The sequence below is a fragment of the Roseburia sp. AM23-20 genome, from assembly GCF_003470905.1.
Classification (GTDB): Bacteria; Bacillota; Clostridia; order Lachnospirales; family Lachnospiraceae; genus Roseburia; species Roseburia rectibacter.
On sequence record NZ_QRHS01000001.1, the window covers coordinates 599,860 to 618,534 of the forward strand.

The window sequence follows — 18,675 nt, forward strand, 5'->3', positions numbered from 1 at the left end:
AGGATTTTCCTCCCTGTTTTGCGGAGCAAAATGCATGCTATGTTTTTTATAGCATTTGCCTCTTGCAGGAGCAATGCCCAGCATGCAGTGCATGATTTTCCTCCCTGTTTTTATTTAAAGCTGATTTAATTCTTTCTTAAATGTGCTGCAATATTCTGCTGCCACTTTTGTGCTGTAATCATTTTCCTCCATCAGACGGATAAAATGGCTTCCGACGATCGCACCATCGATCGTATCCTTCATCGGCTTCACATCCTCTGCCGTACGGATGCCAAATCCCATCATAACCGGGATCTTTGATGCCTCCTTAACTCTCTTAAGATAACTTAAAACCTCCTTATGGAAGTCTGCTCCCTGACCTGTCACTCCCATGGATGACACACAGTATACAAATCCTTTTGCACCATCTAATATCTTTGGAATACGATCGCCTGAAACAGGTGAAACAAGCTGAATTAATATCGTCGTATCATCCTGATTTAAATATTGGTTTATTTCTTCCTGCTCCTCGAAAGGAAGATCTGGGATGATCAGTCCATCTACACCAACCTCATTACATTTTTTTACAAACGCCTCTACTCCGTAATGCAGTACCGTGTTGTAATACATCATAAAAACGATTGGAAGTTCAGAGCCTTCTTTTCTTAACTCTTCTACCGTCACAAATACCTTTTTCAGATTAATACCGTTACAGATTGCTTTATAGGACACATCCTGGATAACCGGGCCGTCTGCCACAGGATCGGAAAATGGGATTCCGAGTTCCACCACATCAAGTCCTGCCTTCTCCTGCGCTTTTAAAAGTTTCTTTGTGCCCTCCAGATCCGGAAGTCCCGCTGTGATATAGGTAATAAATGCCTTTTCTCCTTTTTCCTGTAAGGCTTTCATTTTTGCTTCAATACGATTCATATCTGCTATTTTCCTTTCTTTTCTGAAACCATGTTTCTATATTTCCGCTCTGATCCATGACAATAGAATGTCTGCGAATCGTAAATTCTATTATTTACTATTTTTATATCAGTTCAGGTAGCCTTTTCCAGCAAGATAATCAGCGATCGTATTGACATCTTTATCTCCACGTCCTGACAGACAGATGATCATCGTCTTATTCTTTGCTTCCTCTGCTCCCAGTTTTTCGGTAAGCTCTTTCGCATATTTACATGCATAAGCTACGGCATGCGCACTCTCGATCGCAGGAATGATACCCTCTAATTTACAGAGTTCCATTAACGCATCCATTGCCTCTGTATCGGTTACAGATACATATTCTGCCCTTCCTGTGTCCCTGAGATAAGCGTGTTCCGGTCCGACACCCGGATAATCAAGTCCTGCGGAGATGGAATGTGCCAGTTTTACATTTCCATCTTCATCCTGCAGGAGATAAGAACGCATTCCGTGTAAAACTCCCGGCTCACCAAGTGCCATTGCAGAAGCGTGCTCCCCTGTCTCGATTCCTTTTCCGGCTGCTTCGACACCGATCAGCTTTACCGATGGCTCCTCAATAAAATCTGCAAACATTCCGATGGAGTTAGAACCGCCTCCCACACATGCCATCACAGCATCCGGCAGTTTATGTTCTACTTCCAGGAACTGTTTTTTTGCCTCTTTACTGATCACGCTCTGAAATTCCTTGACCATCTTCGGATATGGATATGGACCTACCGCAGAACCGATGATATAAAATGTATCTTCGGCTGTCTTTGCCCAGGTACGGATTGCCTCATTGGTGGCATCCTTTAATGTATTGCTGCCGGAACGGACGCTGACGACCTTTGCGCCTAACATTTCCATTCTCATAACATTTAATGCCTGACGCTTAATGTCTTCCTCACCCATATAAACCGTACATTCCATATCAAACAAAGCTGCACCTGTCGCTGTTGCCACACCATGCTGTCCTGCACCGGTCTCTGCAATTACCTTCTTTTTTCCCATTCGTTTTGCAAGTAATATCTGTCCGATGACATTGTTGATCTTATGTGCCCCGGTGTGGTTTAAATCTTCACGTTTTAAATAGATCTTTGTGCCATATTTTTCACTGAGACGTTCTGCAAAATAAAGAGGTGTCTCGCGTCCCACATACTGTTTTAAATAATAGTGATACTGATTCATAAACTCTGGATCATGGATTGCCTCCTCAAATGCTTTGTCTAATTCCTCTAATGTATTCATCAGAGACTCTGCTACATACTGTCCTCCAAATTCTCCATAATATGCTTTCTGGTTCATAGTTTTATTTCCTTTCTTAGATCGATCTGCTTTATATAACACTTTGCACCTTTTGTACAAATTTCTGTATTTTTTCTTTGTCCTTTCCGCTTCCTGTTCCAGGCTCTTTCTCCACTCCGGAACTTACATCTACAATATTCGGTGCAAAAATATGGATTCCACGGCTGACATTATCCGGGTTCAGTCCTCCCGCAAGTACAAACTGGATATTCCATGCCTTAAGTATCTGCCGGAAATGTCTGAATTTTTCCTCTCCTTCTCCCTGCAAAAAGGCATCCCATCCAAACGTTTTTCCGCTTCCAAATTCTTTTGCATCCATAAGAAGCGCTGTAATCTTTTCTTTCCCCATCAGTTTTTTTTCCTGCGTGAAAGGACTTTTTCTATTCAAAGACAGATTCGTATATTCCCGTGCAATTTTTTCAAATATACCTTCATCCGTCATATTGACTGCCTGCCAGACTGGAATTTCTGCCGCTGTAAGGACTTCTTCTGTCAGACTTCCATGTACCTGCAAGATATCAAATCCTGCATCCATGATCTGTTCTACCAGCTTTACATCCGGACTTACCGTGACGGCAACTTTTTTTATATTTTCATTTAATTCCTCAAACAGCTCACTTACTTTACGAATCGGAACATACCGGCTGCTTTTCTCATACAGGACAAATCCGGCATAAGAAACATCTTCCTCATTCAGCCATCTAATTTCTTCTTTTCCTGTGATCCCACAGATCTTAATCTGCACACTTTTTTGTTCCGGCATCACGCACCCCCTCTTTTCTAAAATGCAGCTTATTTTAATCTCCATTTCAAAACCACTTCAGATTTGTATCTTCCAGCAAGGATATTGTTCATGCCTTCCAGCGCTTTGCAACCTCCTTTGGATGCTCTGCCTCCATCAGCGCCCTGCCGATCAGAAATGCATCCACACCACACTCCTTTAAAAGCTCTACATCCGCATCCTCTAAGATGCCGCTCTCTGCCACTAACACTTTATCCTCTGGTACCAGCTTTGAAAGCCGCACTGTCGTGTCAAGGCTGATCGTAAAATCTTTTAAATTCCGGTTGTTGACACCAATGATATCCGCATCCATCTTCAGCGCCCGCTCCAGTTCCGCCTCATCATGCACTTCTACCAGTGCATCCAGTTCCAGTTCTTTCGAAAGCTGATAAAAATCTTTCATCTGTGCATCATCCAGAATCGCTGCGATCAAAAGCACCGCATCCGCACCGATTGCCTTTGCCTCATAAAACTGATAAGGATCGATCATAAAATCTTTTCTTAAAATCGGAAGCTCCGTGATCGTTCTAATTTTTTTCAGATAATCCACGTTTCCATCAAAATGATCTTCCTCTGTCAGACAGGAAATCGCATCCACTGATTCATTGTATTCATCAATCCGGTCCAGTAAATTTATCTTACTTTTTATTTTACCAAGACTTGGAGATGCGTTTTTAAATTCTCCGATAATGGAGATCCCGCTCTTACTTAACGCATCATGGAAACTGTGTTTTTTCCCTTCATATATTTCTGCCAGCTCACGCATTTTTATCTCACTGATATTCTTTTTGTGCTCCGGCAGACGTTTCTTTTTATCCTCTACGATGACATCCAGTATCATGACTTCCTCCTCTTAACTGATTCCATTGATGAAATTTTCCACCATTCGTTTTCCATGTTCCGTATAAATCGATTCCGGATGGAACTGTAAACCGATCACCGGATATTCTTTATGCTGCATTGCCACGATCTCGCCATCTTTTGTCTGCGCCGTAACCGTAAGGCACTCCGGCAGATCATCCATCTGCACTGCTAAGGAGTGATATCTTGCCACTTTAACCGGCGATGTAATTCCTGCAAAGATTCCGGTTCCGGTATGTGTGATCTCCGACTGCTTTCCATGGAACAATGCTTTTGCGTATGTCACGGTTCCTCCAAATGCCTCGCCGATACACTGATGTCCGAGACAGATACCGAGAATTGGGATCTCTTTATAAAATTCTTTTACCACATCCATACAGATTCCTGCCTCCTTCGGACTTTTCGGTCCTGGTGAGAGAACGATCTTTTCCGGATGCATCTCTTTTATCTCATCGATCGTAATTTTATCATTACGGACAACTTTGATATCCTGCGTGAAAGTTCCAATATATTGATACAGATTAAACGTAAATGAATCGTAGTTATCGATCAGCAATATCATAAGTTTTCCTCCTCCACAAGGGTTTTTGCCAGAGCCATGACCTTGTTACAACATTCTTTGTATTCATTTTCCGGAACAGAATCTGCAACGATTCCGGCTCCTGCCTGTAAATAAACATTTTTTCCTTTTTTGATCATCGTACGGATCGTGATACAGAAATCCATATCGCCGGAAAAATCCACATATCCGGTTGCACCACCGTAAAGGCCTCTTCTCACACTCTCTAGTTCTTCGATAATCTCCATCGCCCTGATCTTTGGTGCTCCGCTCAAAGTTCCTGCCGGGAGGAAGGATGCCAGCAGATCAAACGGGTGAAAACTGCCTTTCTTGCGTCCCTCGACCATCGAGACGATATGCATGACATGTGAATAATTTTTTACGCTCATAAAGTCTGTAACTTTTACCGTACCAAACTCTGAGATGCGTCCCATATCATTGCGGGCCAGATCAACTAACATGACATGTTCGGCACGTTCTTTTTCATCGGCAAGCAATTCCCTGTGCAGTCTGTCATCTTCTTCCTTTGTCTTTCCCCTTGGTCTTGTTCCGGCGATCGGGCAGGTAAATACCCTATTTCCCTGTTGTTTGACCAGCATCTCCGGGGAACTTCCAATCACTTCAAAATCTCCAAAATTAAAATAATAAAGATATGGAGATGGGTTTAGCTCACGGAGTTCGCAGTACAGATCAAATCCATCCTGTCCCGTCTCGATCGTCCAGCGCTGTGATAACACGGTCTGGAAAATATGTCCATCACGGATATACTGTTTGATCTTATTTACCTTTTCACTGTATTCCTCTAAAGTATCTGACTTTTTCGTGATCACTCCATCCGGAATCAGTCTTACTTCTGATTCTTTCTGTTCCTGCATGGCAGTTTTGATCAATTCTGCTGCTTTTTTCGCTGCCGTTTCTTTTCCTGTCTCATCATCGGATTCTAAGATCACCGCGGTCAGTGTTTCTGCCACATGATCAACCACAATGAATTCTTTCATCAGCATAAGCTGAACCGTCTCAATCCCGATCTCATCTGGGTTTTCTTCCGGCAGTACCTCACTGTATCTCACGAAGTCATAACCGACACTTCCCACAAGACCTCCCGAAAAATTCAGTTCCTCATTATCCTTCCGGATTTCAAATTCGTTATAATATTCTTTTAATAATGTAAGCGGATTTCCCTCCCTGACATCCTCGGTACCATCTTTTTTTGTAATCACCAGTGACTGTCCCTTCGAGGAAATGATCTCTTCCGGTTCTACGCCGAAAAATGTATAGCGGTCATAATTCTTGTCATAACTCTCTAACAAAAATCCTTTTTTCTTTCCCACCAGATTCCGGTACATCCCGTTTGCTGTCTCATTTACAATACTGACTGTCTTTTTGTAAACTCTGTAAATTCTTTTCATCCCAATCTCCATTCTCGAATCACCTGTTGCAAAACCATGTTATCAAAACAATAAAGTTCACACTCTGGGCGAATTTTATTGTTAAAAAACGCCCCTGACCGGAATTTTTTTCCAGTCAGGGGCGTTTTCACGCGGTGCCACCCTGTTTCGCCAGACCTCATGATTCCATGTAGGACAAAGAGTCGCTTGCGACTCTTTCGCGCCCGAGCGGTGCTGTTTACAGCAAACTTCATCTCCGCAAGGTGCGCGTCCCACCCGGAGGGCTTTTTCATTCATAGGACGTAATTTCCTATGAATGAAAAAACGGATATTTCCAGAAACTGGAAATATCCGCCACCAATCATGTCTGACCTCATCCGACACACAAACAGCCATCTTTCTTTACTGTCCGATATCTTACCTCTGTAACGTGAGGACACGGCATCCGCTACTGACCATACCATCTGGTACGCTGTTCGCTTTGCTCTCGCAAACCCATTCCTTTCATATTCATCTGTCCGTTTCCACCAGCCACGGACTCTCTGTGAGATATCCTATGAAGTACTCTCTTTGCTCAACGATTTAACGTTTCTTTGTTTCTTTGTTTTTTTTATTGTTTTGATTTTAGCATGGTAAAGCGGTAGTGTCAAGAACTTTTTATAAAATATCTCCGCTCCGTCTCCATCCCCGGAAACTGCTGTCCGATCTTTTTTTCATAGACAGCCATCAGTACATCCAAATCCGTACGCGTCAAAAGATGCGCTCCGTCGCAGTTTAATGCTTCCTTTACGCACTCTGGTCTGTGGCACACTTCATCCACACTTTCTCCGACTGCGTGAAGTCCCATGACGATCACAACTTTATTGCTCTGTGCATACACCGCCGGCTCCCATGCTTCCGGCGCTTTTGCCGCCTTATGTGCAGCGCCGTCTGCCTCGATCAGGACAACATCTGCCTCTTTGCATACTGCTGTAAGCTGTTTAACGCTTAAAGTTTTAAACTTCTCCAGTTCCATCTTCTGCTGTTCTTCAACAGCATCGTTCCCGGCACATTTTCCAACCGCATAAATCTCTGTTTTTTTATTATCACTTAAAATTGTGCCACACACACAGAGCCCGTTTTTTTTCAAAATCCCAGCTACTTCCTCTCGCAGCTTCTCACAACTTTTCTCCCTGCCATCAATGAACACCCGGTCTTTTGGCACATACATATGCGTTGTAGTTGTGATCATGACTTTTTTCCCCTCGTTTACAAACGCTGCAGCATCCTGATAAATGCTGCTGGTCTTTCCGCCGGCTCCGACGTAGGATATGATATAAGACATTTTTTCCCCTTACATTTTTTTATTCAAGCTGATTTACACTACTTTTTGCCAAAATCTTTCTCCGCAGCAACGTATACGCGATCATCATCGCAATTCCCGTCACAACCCACGAAATCGGGTAAATGATCATCAGCACCCAGAATTCGTGCACTCTCTTACATACCGCAGCGATCAGGCTGTAAAGCGGGTGCTCACTGTCCCCGATACTCCTTAAGATCGACGAACCAAAATCATAGAGCATGATAAACGACATGCCAAGCAGATAGATCCGCAGATAAAGCACTGCCAGTTCGATCACATCTTCCATGGTTCCCATCCGAAGTAACACCGGTTTTGCAATAAACTGACCGAAGATCATAACAAAAAGCCCGCTCGTGACCGCTACAACGATCGCCGTATGAATTGCAGAACTCACATTCTGATCCGCTGTCCTTTTAAAACTCTGCTACTCTTCCAGATTCTCTTCAAAAGCCTCTTCCATAAAATACATCCGTGCCCCGAAATCCTGAAAATACCTCACATTTTCATTATATCCATTGCCGGAAAATGCCGGTTTCAGCTTCACACCTCCATACATCAGGGTATCTCCGTATGCTGTGATATTCTCTGTCTCTCCATCCATTTTCACAAACTTTGCAACCAGATTGTGTGCTATGGAATCCTGTCTGATATGAACCTGTGAAACGGTATTGACCAGATCTCCAAAATCTTTGACATTATATTTCAGGGGACGGTTGTAAAAATGATACTCTTTTTCTTCGCAGAGTCCCTGTGGTTTATAATATCCATACTGCGTGTTTGGCACGACAAGTTTCTGCATGACAAAACCGGCTGCCTTTGACTGATCTGATGAAACGCATGTCCATTCCGTCACATTGCCGTCATCATTCCATAGCACGCTGTTTTTTCCAAATGTATCTGCACTGCCATTTCCCGTAAAACTTCTGCCACGGTAAAAAGTTCCCTGCTGCAGTACGCTGCGCCATTTTTTATAGAGAGTTATCTGCGCTTTAACAGCTTCTAAGTCTTCTTTTTTCAGATCGCAGAAATTACACTCATATCCAAGCACACCGAATGCAGCCACTGCAAATCTTGTCTCAAGCGGCGTTGTGCGCAGTGTCTGATGGTTCGGGCAGCCTGAGACATGTGCGCTGACTACCGACATTGGGTAACCGTAACTGTAACCAGTCTGAATCTCGGCACGGCAGAGTGCATCCGTATCATCACTTGCCCAGATCTGTGGAAAATAACATAAGATACCGAGATCAAAGCGGTTACCGCCTGCTGCACAGCCCTCAAATAAAATATCAGGAAATCTTGCCGTCAGTTCTTTCATACAGCGGTAAAGCCCCATCACATAGCGGTGAGCTGTCTCTCCTTGCCTCTCCGGACTGATACTCTGGGAAAAATAGTCTGAAAATGTGCGGTTCATATCCCATTTTACATAGGAAATGTCTGCGGAGGAAAAAACACGGCTCATCTCTTCAATGATATGATCCTGCACTTCTTTTTTGGTCAGATCAAGTATTCTCTGATTTCTTCCTTCCGAATGTGCCTTTCCCGGAATTTCAATCACCCAGTCCGGATGACTGCGGTAAAGATCACTGTCTGTATTGACCATCTCCGGTTCCACCCAGATACCAAAATCCATGCCCAGTGCCTTTATCTTATCCGCGATCCCTTTCAAACCACCCGGCAGCTTTTTAGAATTTGCCTGCCAGTCACCAAGCGACTTTGTATCATCATCACGTTTTGCAAACCAGCCGTCATCCATGACAAACAGCTCAATGCCTGCTTCTTTTCCTGCTTTTGCAAGTGAGAGCAGTTTTCTTTCATTGATGTCAAAATAGGCAGCCTCCCAGCTGTTTAAGAGTACCGGACGCTCTTTTTTCTTCCAGACACCTCTTACAATGTGCTCCCGCACGAACCGGTGCATATTCTGGCTCATGACATTATAGCCTTTCCATGCATAGGTCATCACTGCCTCCGGTGCTTCGAAGCTTTCCCCTGCTTCAAGCGTAAAGCAGAAAGACTGCGGATTGATTCCGGATACAATTCTTACTTTTCCAAAACTTCCTACCTCAGCAGCCTCATAGTGGTTGCCACTGTAGATCAGGTTAAATCCAAAACATTCTCCCTCGTTCTCTGTGGTATGTTCCGTTCCAAGCATCACAAATGGATTCGCACGGCTTGACGATGTTCCCGTATAAGAAGAATTTACATATTTTCCCGGCACCAGTTTTACATCTGTATGCCCCATCTCACGTGCCCATGCTCCATGAAATGATGTAAATATATAGTCGGCAGGCTCTAAATCTAGCTGTAAACTCATGAGACGGTTTAACTTTACTGTATCTTCACTCTCATTGATCAGTTTAGCACATCTTGTGATCACATCGCAGTCCTCATAAACATAATAATGAAGTTCTAATACAGCGCCGCTGTTTTTATCACGCAGTGTTACACAAAGCCACTCCACTTCGCCCGTTTCATCATACGATCCCGGGAGCGTCTCAAATTCATCCTTTCCGGTTCCCTGCTCAAATTTTTCAAACAGGAAATCAGATGTCATGCTTCCATCTGAAAGCGTAAGTTCCACAAACGGTTCCCTGATATCACCTTTCCCGAAAGAAGACATCTCCAGACAGACATCCTCTAAGGAAAACTCAGGATGCCTGCTGTCATAAATATTGGTATTGCCCGGAGCAAATGCATGCTGCTCTGTCAGTCCATCTATTGCAGAATGTATTTTTCTTCCATAATATAAATGCTCTAAATGTCCGGTTTCCATCACGCGGAACAAATAGGAAGTGTGCCTTGTATGCAGGGAAAATAACTGATTGTCAACTTTGATCATGCTTTTTTCCTCTCCTTGATCTCTTTTGCGATTTCTTCTACTTTCTGCTCACTTAAAATATATTTCTTATGAAAATAAAATACTGCAACAAGTAAACCTGCGATCGGGAATACTGTCATCGTCAGACGCAGCCCTGCCACAGAGCTTCCTGCCACTGCAACTGCCGCCCCTTCCGTATTCTGACTTAAATTGCAGACAGTCAGGCAGATGGATGCAACAAGAGCAGCCACACCGGAAGCAAGTTTTACAACAAATGTCTGCATGGAAAAGATCACGCTCTCATCTCTTCTTTGATTCTTCCACTCACCATAGTCGACCGTATTGGCAAGAAATACTGTTGTAAGTACAGATAACATTCCGTTTGCGGAAAAGATAAAAAATGCCGGCAGGAAAAGCAAGTACAGGTTTGACATATTGACAAACATTAAAATCAGAAGAACCGCATATCCTAAAATCGCCATCACAAAACTTGCATAAAATACCTGGATCGTTCCCAAAAATTTACGCAGTAACGGGAAAAACAGCATCATTGCAAGAATCTGCATTGCCCCGCCAAATGTATTAAATAATGTATAAGCGTTGTACCAGCCGTCACCGCCAAAATCATACTTGAAGAAATAAATAACAAGATTTGATGTAATGTAAATCGAACAGTTGATCAGAACGATCGTCACAACAACGGTCATTGCCTGGTCATTCTGCAGCAGGGAACGGAACATCTGACCAACCGATGGTGCTTCCACATCCACAGTAGACTTTTCCTTGATATTTAAGCATGTGATCAGGATAAACAGGAAAAATAAAACTGCAAGCCCAAGTGCAAACCATTTGAAACCAACACGCTCATTTCCCTGTCCTAAGACATAGACACACTTCATCGTAATGATCGTCACGATCGCAGAACCAACTCCGGCACAGGAACGCGCAAGTGTGGAAAGTCCTTCTCTCTCTTTTCCGCCCTCCGTGAAAGCCGGGATCATAGACCAGTACGGAATGTCCATCATGGTATATGTGACGCCCCATAAAATGTAGGTCACTGCTGCATATGCCACTAATCCGTTTCCATCAAATTTTGGCGGAGCAGAAAACATCAGATATAAGATCACTGCATTTGTCAGTGTTCCGACAAACAGCCACGGACGGAATTTCCCCCATTTTGTACGTGTCTTTGCAACGATCACACCCATGATCGGATCGTTAAAGGCATCAAACACACGCGCCGCCATAAGAATGATTCCCATCGCGATCGCACTGACCCCTAAAACATCCTGATAATAATATAAAACATAACTTGCCGAAAACATATAAACCATATCTTTTCCGACTGCCCCAAGTCCGTATGAGACTTTTTCTTTTCCTGTTAATTTCATAAATCCTCCTTGTTTTTCGGAGAAAAATGCGAGTTCTCTGACGAGCAGAGGATTTTCCTCCCTTGTTTTTCGGAGAAAAATGCGAGCCCTCTGGCGAGCAGAGGATTTTCCCCCTAATTTCTATTTCATGCCAAATGCAAGTTCTACAACTTTATATGCCCCATCGTAGATTCCTGCTTCTTTATTTTTTACAATGTTGTCACACATATCACAGAACATTGTTTTTTCCTCTAAAAACAGCTTCATCATCTGAAGTGTGTGTGGAATATCCCTGCACTCTAATGTGCCATCCCCGATCTCTGCTGAATGGATAGCACCCCACTGTTCATGACCGCCAACACGTTTGATAAAAAGTTTTGGTACCGGATAAAATGAAAGTTCGCTTGGCTTTGTGACAAGCACATCACAGCTTCGCATCAGAAGATTCGTGCAGTACACTGCCTCAAAAATATTTTCATGCCAGAAACCGTGGATTCCAATAACATCACCCGTAAGTGCATCCTCTGCAAACTTTTTCGTATCTTCCCAGTCACTGAAATGTTCCTTCGCATAATGTTTCATCCCCGGGATCTCTTTTAAAAGTTCTTCCCATACATTGCGGTAATCACCGACATTTACATAAAGTGCTGCTTTCTTTTCCTTGATCTGTGGCAGTAAATAACGGATGATTTCTGCAAAAATCTCTTTCTGTGCACCTGCACCGCCGATGGTTAAAAGGAAACGCATCGGCTTTCCTTCTTCTTTTCTCTTTTTTCTTGCAGCACAGTCTGTTTCAATATTGCTTACAAGCTCATGGTCGATGTAATGTCCCGTGTAAAAAAGTGCATCTTCCGGCATCGGACTTAACACATCATTTTCCTGCATGCCGTTTAAAATACGGTATCCCTGATATGCATAATGTGTCTGCACTGTGTGGATACTGCCTTCTGCCAGATGAAGTGCCATCTGCCAGTTGTCAGGAATTGCATTGACCACATATTTCATTCCGGCGTGAAGTGCTGCCTGTGCCGGCCATACATGCGTTGCGACAACCGGGATATCTTTTGGGATATTTGCATACACCGGAGCCATCAGTTCCGCATTTTTCTGGTCAGCTGCATTATAAGTCAGTTTACGAAATCCCTCATAGTTCATCGGTTCCCATACCAGACGGTTAAAAAGTCTGCTCTTCTGGGACAAACGGGAACCCATGGAATAAAGATCATTCTGCGCACTGATCACCTTTGTGCAGGTTGTCTGACCATAAGAATTTAAATCCATCCAGTATGGCTCATACCCAAGCGCATGCGCTGCGGAAGCGATCGCCATGGAAATGCGGTAATGACCAAATCCCATACGGATGTTTCCGACAATGATTCCTTTTTCCGTATTAAAATCCGCTGTGCCTTCTTCGCCTACACGGATATCTGAAACACCGAGCTCCGGTCCGATATACGGATTTGCCTGAATCGAGGTCGGATAAATTTTTGTGCTGTCATCTCCGAATTTACGAATAAATTTCTGTTTTGACCGGACTGCTTTTTTATAAGCTCCCGGTGCAATGTTGTTTCCAAAAATCTGTTTTGATCGTTCTGTCATGGTACGATCTATCCTTTCTTTTCATAGTGTGTCGTTATTTTTTATATCCGGCAGTCATCTGCCTTTTTTGATTTCAAATTTAATAGTCTGTTCATCCATCTGAGCCGCTTTGACCCTCAAAATACCAACGCCCTCTTCTCCTGTCGTCTTGATATAAGCACCGCCCATGCCTCCCTGCAAGGAAATGATCTTCGGACCGATAATTGCGATTGGTCCCTCTGCGGATAACACAACCGGCTCTTGATAAAAGTTAACGATATTATTATTCTGATCCAGTGCACGGATACGGATTTCTGCGGCATCATAAGTATGTTCTTCAAACAGGCTCTGATGATCCGCTTTTGCATATAAATGCATGGATGTGACCGGTTCTTTTCTCACCGTTTTTACCACTTTTCCATCCTTTAGCGCCTCAAACCGGTAGCTCGTCGAAGTACCTCCCCAGTCGCCGATATAACGGTTATATAAAGCCACCGCATCGGTCGGTTTCATATGATAAATGAGTATCAGTTTCAATGCCGCAAGGTATACTCTTTTCGGCAGATCAGAAAGTCCATACCGTGCTGCCGCATTCAGGATATACTTTACTTCCCTTTCCTGTGCAGGTTTAAACTGCTCCCCTTCTGCGATGGCATCCCCGATAAAATCATCCAACGCGATCGGACCATGCAAAAGATTTTTATATGGTGAACCGGATGTGTCATACTCTTTTATAAAACGGTCATTTTTATACATCCTCACGCTGTCTGCATTTGTAAAGATCCAGATTGTTCCCCGGTTGCATCCAGGATGTTCCCCGATATCCATGGAAGAACTAAGTTCCAGCACAGGCTCCTTATCCTGCTGACATGCATAGACAGCCGCTGCCAGCTTCGGATTGCGGAACATATCCATCACACCGTGATAACAGATACGGTCGCCACTGCCAAAATCTTTATGTGTATTATAATCAAACATACACCATCCAAAACTTCCTGCGATATCCGCCTCCCTGGCAACCGCATCCAGCACACTTGCATGGCGCATCGCATGCCACACACGGTGTTCTTCCCAGTCATAGCTTTTCGTCGGATACATATGTCCGTTATATTCGCTGATAAGATACGGTTTGTCATTGTCAGACGTAACAGCACTTTTCTTCTCGCATCCGTGGTTTGTTCCGTTGTGGCTGAAATCATTGTATGTGTAAACATCCTCCAACAGACTGCTCTTTTTATGTGCCCGTACACCCCCGGTTTGTCTTGTCTGATCCAGTTCATGTGCCATGCGGTTTGTCTCCCGGTAAAACGCATCATCATCACCTGATTCATTGATCCGCACACCCCACAGTATCACAGACGGATGATTACGGTACTGCAGCACCATATCTTTTACATTTTCTACCGCCTGTTTTTTCCAATTTTCATCCCCAATATGCTGCCAGCCCGGTATTTCAGTAAATACAAGAAGTCCGATCTCATCACACCTCTCCATAAAATACTGACTCTGCGGATAATGGGAGGTTCTTACTGCATTGACTCCCAGTTCATTTTTTAATATATCTGCATCCAGTTTCTGCATGGATTCCGGCATTGCATAACCGACATACGGATAGCTCTGATGGCGGTTCAGACCACGCAGCTTTACTTTCCTGCCGTTTAAATAAAAACCATCCTTTAAAAATACCGCTGTTCTGAATCCAAACAGCGTAACGTTCTCATCCAGAATATTTCCATTTTGCAAAAGTTCTGTTTTCACTTCATAGAGTACCGGTGTTTCCAGATCCCAGAGTTTTATGTCCGATATCGGAAAGGAAAGCTGCGTCTTTACTGCTGCCGGGCTCTCGCCAAGCAGTCTGTAGTTTTCCGTGCCGCGCTCTCTGATGCTCTGCCGGATAAACAGATCTTTCAGACGGTCGGTTTTTCCTCTGCTAAAAACATTTATTTCAGAGATCAGCTTAGTATCTGCTATCTGCTCTCCGTTTTTTTGTATTTTACTTTTTTCGATATCGCTGTGTAGAAAAATATCTGCTAAATAATTTTCATTTTTAAGATCCACATAAACTTCACGGTAAATTCCACCATAAGTCATATAATCGATCACATATCCGAATGGTGGGATATTCAGGTTTTCTCTGCTATCTACGCGAACCGCAAGCACATTTTCCTCCCCGATCCGTAACTTATCATTGAGTTCGATAGAAAATGCCGTGTAGCCGCAGTGGTGTTCTCCGATCTTTTCTCCATTTAAAAACACCTCACTCTCATGTGCGATTCCTTCAAACGTTACGATCACAGTCTGATCTTTCCATTCCTCCGGTGCGAAGAAGTGTTTTCTGTAACAACACTGCATCTGATAACTGCTCTCATCAAAATAATGAAATGGTGTCTCCCTGCAGGTATGCGGCAGTCTCACACTCTCCCAGCCATCATCCGGATATGCATTCTCTCTCATCTGCTTTTCATAGGATTCATGAAATTTCCATCCATCATTCCAGTAAATGCGTTTTTCCATCGTCCCTTTCACTTCCTTTGATCACATTTTTCCATCTGCAACAATGCCCTGCACTAAAATGGTAACTACTTCATCAAGACCATCCTGATAGGAAATTCCATTCGAAATCAGAATATCTCTCTGAAAAAACTGCTCTAATGCTGCTTCTAACATCATTTTTACAATCGGAATCTGCACCGGTCTGATCACACCCTCTTTCATTCCCTGTTCTAACAGAGAAATAGTGGTCTCCCATCCGGTCTCTAACCGTTCTTCCACATGTTTGTAAATATTCGGGTACTTTTCCCGCAGCAGATAAAGCTGTCTGAAATCAACTTCCCTGTAACTCTCAGGCAGAACGCCTAAGATCGCACGTATTTTCTCAAGAGTGGAAAGGCTCTCATTCTCTATCACACTTCTCTCGCTCTCCTTGATCGAATCGAACAAATAATCTACCATCGCAAGAAAAAGTGATTCCTTATCACGAAATACGGTATAGATTGTTTTCTTACTCATGCCAAGGATTCCTGCCAGATCATCCATGGTAAATTTTAACCCCTTTTGATTAAACGCCTTTAGCGTTCCCTCTAAAATACTCTCCCTTAATTCCATCACAGTCTCCGTTTCTTTTTTGTACAAGGAAACTATTTTTATTGTTTCCGTTTCCTATATTGTATCATCCCGGTTCCGTGTTCGCAAGAAACTAAATTACTAAAAATAGTTTCCGTTTTTTATCTATTTCTTCCAAAAAACAGGAATTTCCGTTACAGTTCGCAGGTAAACTGTGAACCGTAACGGATTTCCGATAAAATGCAGGCACATTAAGATTTTGTTTTTGCAAATATAGCAGGATGTGAGTATAATAGGCAGTGGATTGTAATGAAGGAGAACTCATACTATGGAAAACGACCATATCAAACATATATTAGAACAATTAGAATCAGGAAAACTTACTGCTTCTGATGCTTATGACCAGCTAAAGCTGACACCTTTTGAGGATCTTGGTTATGCCAAGGTAGATCATCACCGCGAAGTCAGACAGGGAGCACCGGAAGTGATCTACGGTGCCTCCAAAACAAAGGAACAGATGGAAGGCATCATAGACAGCCTGCTCTTCCACTGCAAAGAAAATATTCTGATCACAAGGCTTTCTGCTGAATCTGCCGAATATCTCTCCAAGCGGTTTGATCTCTTTTACGATAAACTCTCAAAGATCGGTATCGTAAACCGCACGGAGCATTTTTCTGCTGACGGCACGATCGTTGTTGCCACCGGAGGTACAAGTGATATCCCGGTCGCAGAGGAAGCCGCACTGACCGCCGAAGTACTCGGCAATCATGTCATCCGCCTTTATGATGTCGGTGTTGCCGGTCTGCACCGTCTGCTCTCAAATATGGAACTTTTATCAAAAGCAAATGCAGTCATTGCAGTTGCCGGGATGGAAGGCGCACTTGCGAGTGTCATCGGTGGTCTGACAGACTGTCCTGTCATCGGTGTTCCGACAAGCGTTGGCTACGGTGCAAGTTTTGGCGGACTCTCTGCACTTTTATCAATGCTTAATTCCTGCGCGAGTGGTGTTTCCGTCGTAAACATCGACAACGGTTTTGGTGCAGGTTACCTTGCCAGTATGATCAATCATCAGGCATCTTAAATGCTGGTTTGTTTATGAAATAAATCGCCCGCTCAAATGGTGTTCATAACCTGGAGGCTGGCAAACCGCATCAATCTACGAATTTTATAAAAAGGACAGGTATTATCTATGAAATCACTTTATATCGAATGTAATATGGGTGCTGCCGGTGATATGTTAATGGGCGCACTTTACGAACTCTGCGATCAGAAAGAAAAATTTTTATCCGACATGAACCACGCTTTTACAACTTATGGCGTGACGCTTTCTGCGGAACCTGCGGTAAAATGTGGTATCCGTGGTACTCATATGAAAGTAACTGTAGATGGAAATGAAGAACATTCACATGATGTACTCCCTGAGCATATACTTGGACAAGCGGATATCCATAAAGAGGGGGCTCAACAGCATTTTCATGAACACGCTCATAATGAAGATACGCAACAGCATTTACATAAACACACTCATAATGAAGATATGCAACAGCATTCACATGAACATCCTCATCATCACGCACACACCAGTTACACTCAGATTTTAGATCAGATCCACACTCTCCCATTCCCATCACCGGTAAAAGACTCTGTTGCAACGATCTACCGTCTGATTGGGGAAGCGGAATCAAAGGTACACCACTCCACGTTAGATCAGATCCATTTTCATGAAGTCGGATCAATAGATGCACTTGTGGATGTGACCGGGTGTGCATACCTTCTGTCAATGCTTGCCCCGGAAACTATTTTCTGTTCCCCGGTTCATGTCGGAAGTGGATTTGTACACTGTGCCCACGGCACACTCCCGGTTCCGGCACCTGCCACCGCTGAACTTTTAAAAGGGATTCCTTTTTACAGTGGAGATATTTCAGGCGAACTCTGCACACCAACAGGCGCTGCCATTTTAAAGCATTTTGTGACATCGTTTGAATCCATGCCGCCTATGAATGTAACAGAGATTGGTTACGGCATGGGGACAAAAGATTTTCCTGCCGCCAACTGTGTACGTGTATTTTTCGGTGAATCCTCCGCGCCTTCCCAATCGGCGCCATCTTATGATGATTCTGTACTGTCCATCTCCTGCAATCTCGATGATATGACAGGGGAGGCTGTCGGATTTGCAACAGAGCTTCTCTTACAGGCAGGTGCCTTAGATGTATACACGATACCGATACAGATGAAAAAAAATCGTCCCGGTATTCTTCTGACCTGTATCTGTGAGCCAAAGAACCGGGAACGTATGACCTCTTTATTCTTTTTGCACACCACAACGCGCGGCGTGCGCTATCAGGTGTTTGACCGTGCCAAACTTACTTCTGAAATTGAAAACCGTCATACCCTTTACGGTGACGTGCAGGTTAAAAAAAGCTGTGGATATGGTGTTACAAAAGAAAAAGCTGAATTTGAAGACTTAAAAAAAATTGCTGCAGACAACAACTATGAGATATCGCTTGATCAGATCCGACGAATGATAAAATAAATTCGACTCTTCATTTTTCAGGAAGATAAGCTACCCAACAAATGCTGGTTTGTGGGTGATATGAGTTTCCCTGTGTAGGGTGGTTCTGGGGGGGTACGATTGGCAAATTGCATCAAGCCGGGACTCGTTTTGTTCCGTTGTACGAAAATAAGA

The 18,675-nt window shown here is 43.5% G+C and carries 15 protein-coding genes; 2 read left to right on the forward strand and 13 right to left on the reverse strand.

The features are described 5' to 3' along the window. Positions 1–114 precede the first annotated feature (114 nt). The 13 genes from trpA to DW650_RS02865 form a co-directional block, all read right to left on the reverse strand. Positions 115–909, reverse strand: a complete 795-nt coding sequence (gene trpA, locus DW650_RS02800; protein ID WP_118209015.1) for a tryptophan synthase subunit alpha — start codon at positions 907–909, stop codon at positions 115–117. Between the two features lie 108 nt (positions 910–1,017). Then, positions 1,018–2,229: a tryptophan synthase subunit beta gene (gene trpB / locus DW650_RS02805; protein WP_118209016.1), complete on the reverse strand. Its 1,212-nt coding sequence runs from the start codon at positions 2,227–2,229 to the stop codon at positions 1,018–1,020. Between the two features lie 31 nt (positions 2,230–2,260). After that, the gene (locus DW650_RS02810) at positions 2,261–2,992 is read right to left on the reverse strand and encodes a phosphoribosylanthranilate isomerase (protein WP_158576203.1); all 732 of its coding nucleotides are present in this window, start codon (positions 2,990–2,992) and stop codon (positions 2,261–2,263) included. An 88-nt stretch (positions 2,993–3,080) separates the two neighbouring features. Continuing rightward, positions 3,081–3,851, reverse strand: coding sequence for an indole-3-glycerol phosphate synthase TrpC (gene trpC, locus DW650_RS02815; protein ID WP_117919062.1), 771 nt, complete (start codon positions 3,849–3,851; stop codon positions 3,081–3,083). Positions 3,852–3,863: 12 nt separating this feature from the next. Continuing rightward, positions 3,864–4,433: an anthranilate synthase component II gene (locus DW650_RS02820; protein ID WP_117919060.1), complete on the reverse strand. Its 570-nt coding sequence runs from the start codon at positions 4,431–4,433 to the stop codon at positions 3,864–3,866. After that, positions 4,430–5,851, reverse strand: a complete 1,422-nt coding sequence (trpE, locus tag DW650_RS02825; RefSeq protein WP_117919058.1) for an anthranilate synthase component I — start codon at positions 5,849–5,851, stop codon at positions 4,430–4,432. The genes DW650_RS02820 and trpE overlap by 4 nt, the downstream gene beginning before the upstream one ends. Positions 5,852–6,464: 613 nt before the next feature. Then, positions 6,465–7,142, reverse strand: a complete 678-nt coding sequence (gene yqeC / locus DW650_RS02835) for a selenium cofactor biosynthesis protein YqeC (protein ID WP_117919056.1) — start codon at positions 7,140–7,142, stop codon at positions 6,465–6,467. Positions 7,143–7,161: 19 nt separating this feature from the next. After that, complete coding sequence (locus DW650_RS02840) at positions 7,162–7,557, reverse strand: MATE family efflux transporter (RefSeq protein WP_186899523.1); 396 nt, start codon at positions 7,555–7,557, stop codon at positions 7,162–7,164. Positions 7,558–7,587: 30 nt separating this feature from the next. After that, positions 7,588–9,999: an alpha-galactosidase gene (locus tag DW650_RS02845; RefSeq protein WP_118209018.1), complete on the reverse strand. Its 2,412-nt coding sequence runs from the start codon at positions 9,997–9,999 to the stop codon at positions 7,588–7,590. Then, a complete protein-coding gene (locus DW650_RS02850) occupies positions 9,996–11,369 on the reverse strand; it encodes a glycoside-pentoside-hexuronide (GPH):cation symporter (protein WP_118209019.1) in 1,374 nt (457 codons plus the stop codon). The genes DW650_RS02845 and DW650_RS02850 overlap by 4 nt, the downstream gene beginning before the upstream one ends. Before the next feature lie 120 nt (positions 11,370–11,489). Further along, positions 11,490–12,947, reverse strand: a complete 1,458-nt coding sequence (locus tag DW650_RS02855; RefSeq protein WP_199654179.1) for a DUF6937 domain-containing protein — start codon at positions 12,945–12,947, stop codon at positions 11,490–11,492. A 54-nt stretch (positions 12,948–13,001) separates the two neighbouring features. Continuing rightward, positions 13,002–15,440, reverse strand: a complete 2,439-nt coding sequence (locus DW650_RS02860; RefSeq protein WP_118209021.1) for a glycoside hydrolase family 2 protein — start codon at positions 15,438–15,440, stop codon at positions 13,002–13,004. Between the two features lie 21 nt (positions 15,441–15,461). Beyond that, positions 15,462–16,031, reverse strand: coding sequence for a TetR/AcrR family transcriptional regulator (locus DW650_RS02865; protein ID WP_117919048.1), 570 nt, complete (start codon positions 16,029–16,031; stop codon positions 15,462–15,464). Between the two features lie 286 nt (positions 16,032–16,317). Here DW650_RS02865 and larB point away from each other — a divergent pair, with 286 nt between their 5' ends. Both larB and larC read left to right on the forward strand, forming a co-directional pair. After that, positions 16,318–17,070, forward strand: a complete 753-nt coding sequence (gene larB / locus DW650_RS02870) for a nickel pincer cofactor biosynthesis protein LarB (RefSeq protein ID WP_118209022.1) — start codon at positions 16,318–16,320, stop codon at positions 17,068–17,070. Positions 17,071–17,178: 108 nt separating this feature from the next. Further along, positions 17,179–18,522, forward strand: coding sequence for a nickel pincer cofactor biosynthesis protein LarC (gene larC / locus DW650_RS02875; RefSeq protein ID WP_118209023.1), 1,344 nt, complete (start codon positions 17,179–17,181; stop codon positions 18,520–18,522). The last annotated feature ends 153 nt before the right edge of the window (positions 18,523–18,675 follow it).

Bases quoted from the DNA above. Each gene is read 5' to 3' on its own strand.
- trpA (WP_118209015.1), bottom strand. From the start codon at position 909: ATGAATCGTATTGAAGCAAAAATGAAAGCCTTACAGGAAAAAGGAGAA.
- DW650_RS02855 (WP_199654179.1), bottom strand. From the start codon at position 12,947: ATGACAGAACGATCAAAACAGATTTTTGGAAACAACATTGCACCGGGA.
- yqeC (WP_117919056.1), bottom strand. From the start codon at position 7,142: ATGTCTTATATCATATCCTACGTCGGAGCCGGCGGAAAGACCAGCAGC.
- trpB (WP_118209016.1), bottom strand. From the start codon at position 2,229: ATGAACCAGAAAGCATATTATGGAGAATTTGGAGGACAGTATGTAGCA.
- DW650_RS02850 (WP_118209019.1), bottom strand. From the start codon at position 11,369: ATGAAATTAACAGGAAAAGAAAAAGTCTCATACGGACTTGGGGCAGTC.
- DW650_RS02865 (WP_117919048.1), bottom strand. From the start codon at position 16,031: ATGGAATTAAGGGAGAGTATTTTAGAGGGAACGCTAAAGGCGTTTAAT.
- DW650_RS02845 (WP_118209018.1), bottom strand. From the start codon at position 9,999: ATGATCAAAGTTGACAATCAGTTATTTTCCCTGCATACAAGGCACACT.
- DW650_RS02860 (WP_118209021.1), bottom strand. From the start codon at position 15,440: ATGGAAAAACGCATTTACTGGAATGATGGATGGAAATTTCATGAATCC.
- larB (WP_118209022.1), top strand. From the start codon at position 16,318: ATGGAAAACGACCATATCAAACATATATTAGAACAATTAGAATCAGGA.
- DW650_RS02810 (WP_158576203.1), bottom strand. From the start codon at position 2,992: ATGCCGGAACAAAAAAGTGTGCAGATTAAGATCTGTGGGATCACAGGA.
- trpE (WP_117919058.1), bottom strand. From the start codon at position 5,851: ATGGAGATTGGGATGAAAAGAATTTACAGAGTTTACAAAAAGACAGTC.
- trpC (WP_117919062.1), bottom strand. From the start codon at position 3,851: ATGATACTGGATGTCATCGTAGAGGATAAAAAGAAACGTCTGCCGGAG.
- larC (WP_118209023.1), top strand. From the start codon at position 17,179: ATGAAATCACTTTATATCGAATGTAATATGGGTGCTGCCGGTGATATG.
- DW650_RS02820 (WP_117919060.1), bottom strand. From the start codon at position 4,433: ATGATATTGCTGATCGATAACTACGATTCATTTACGTTTAATCTGTAT.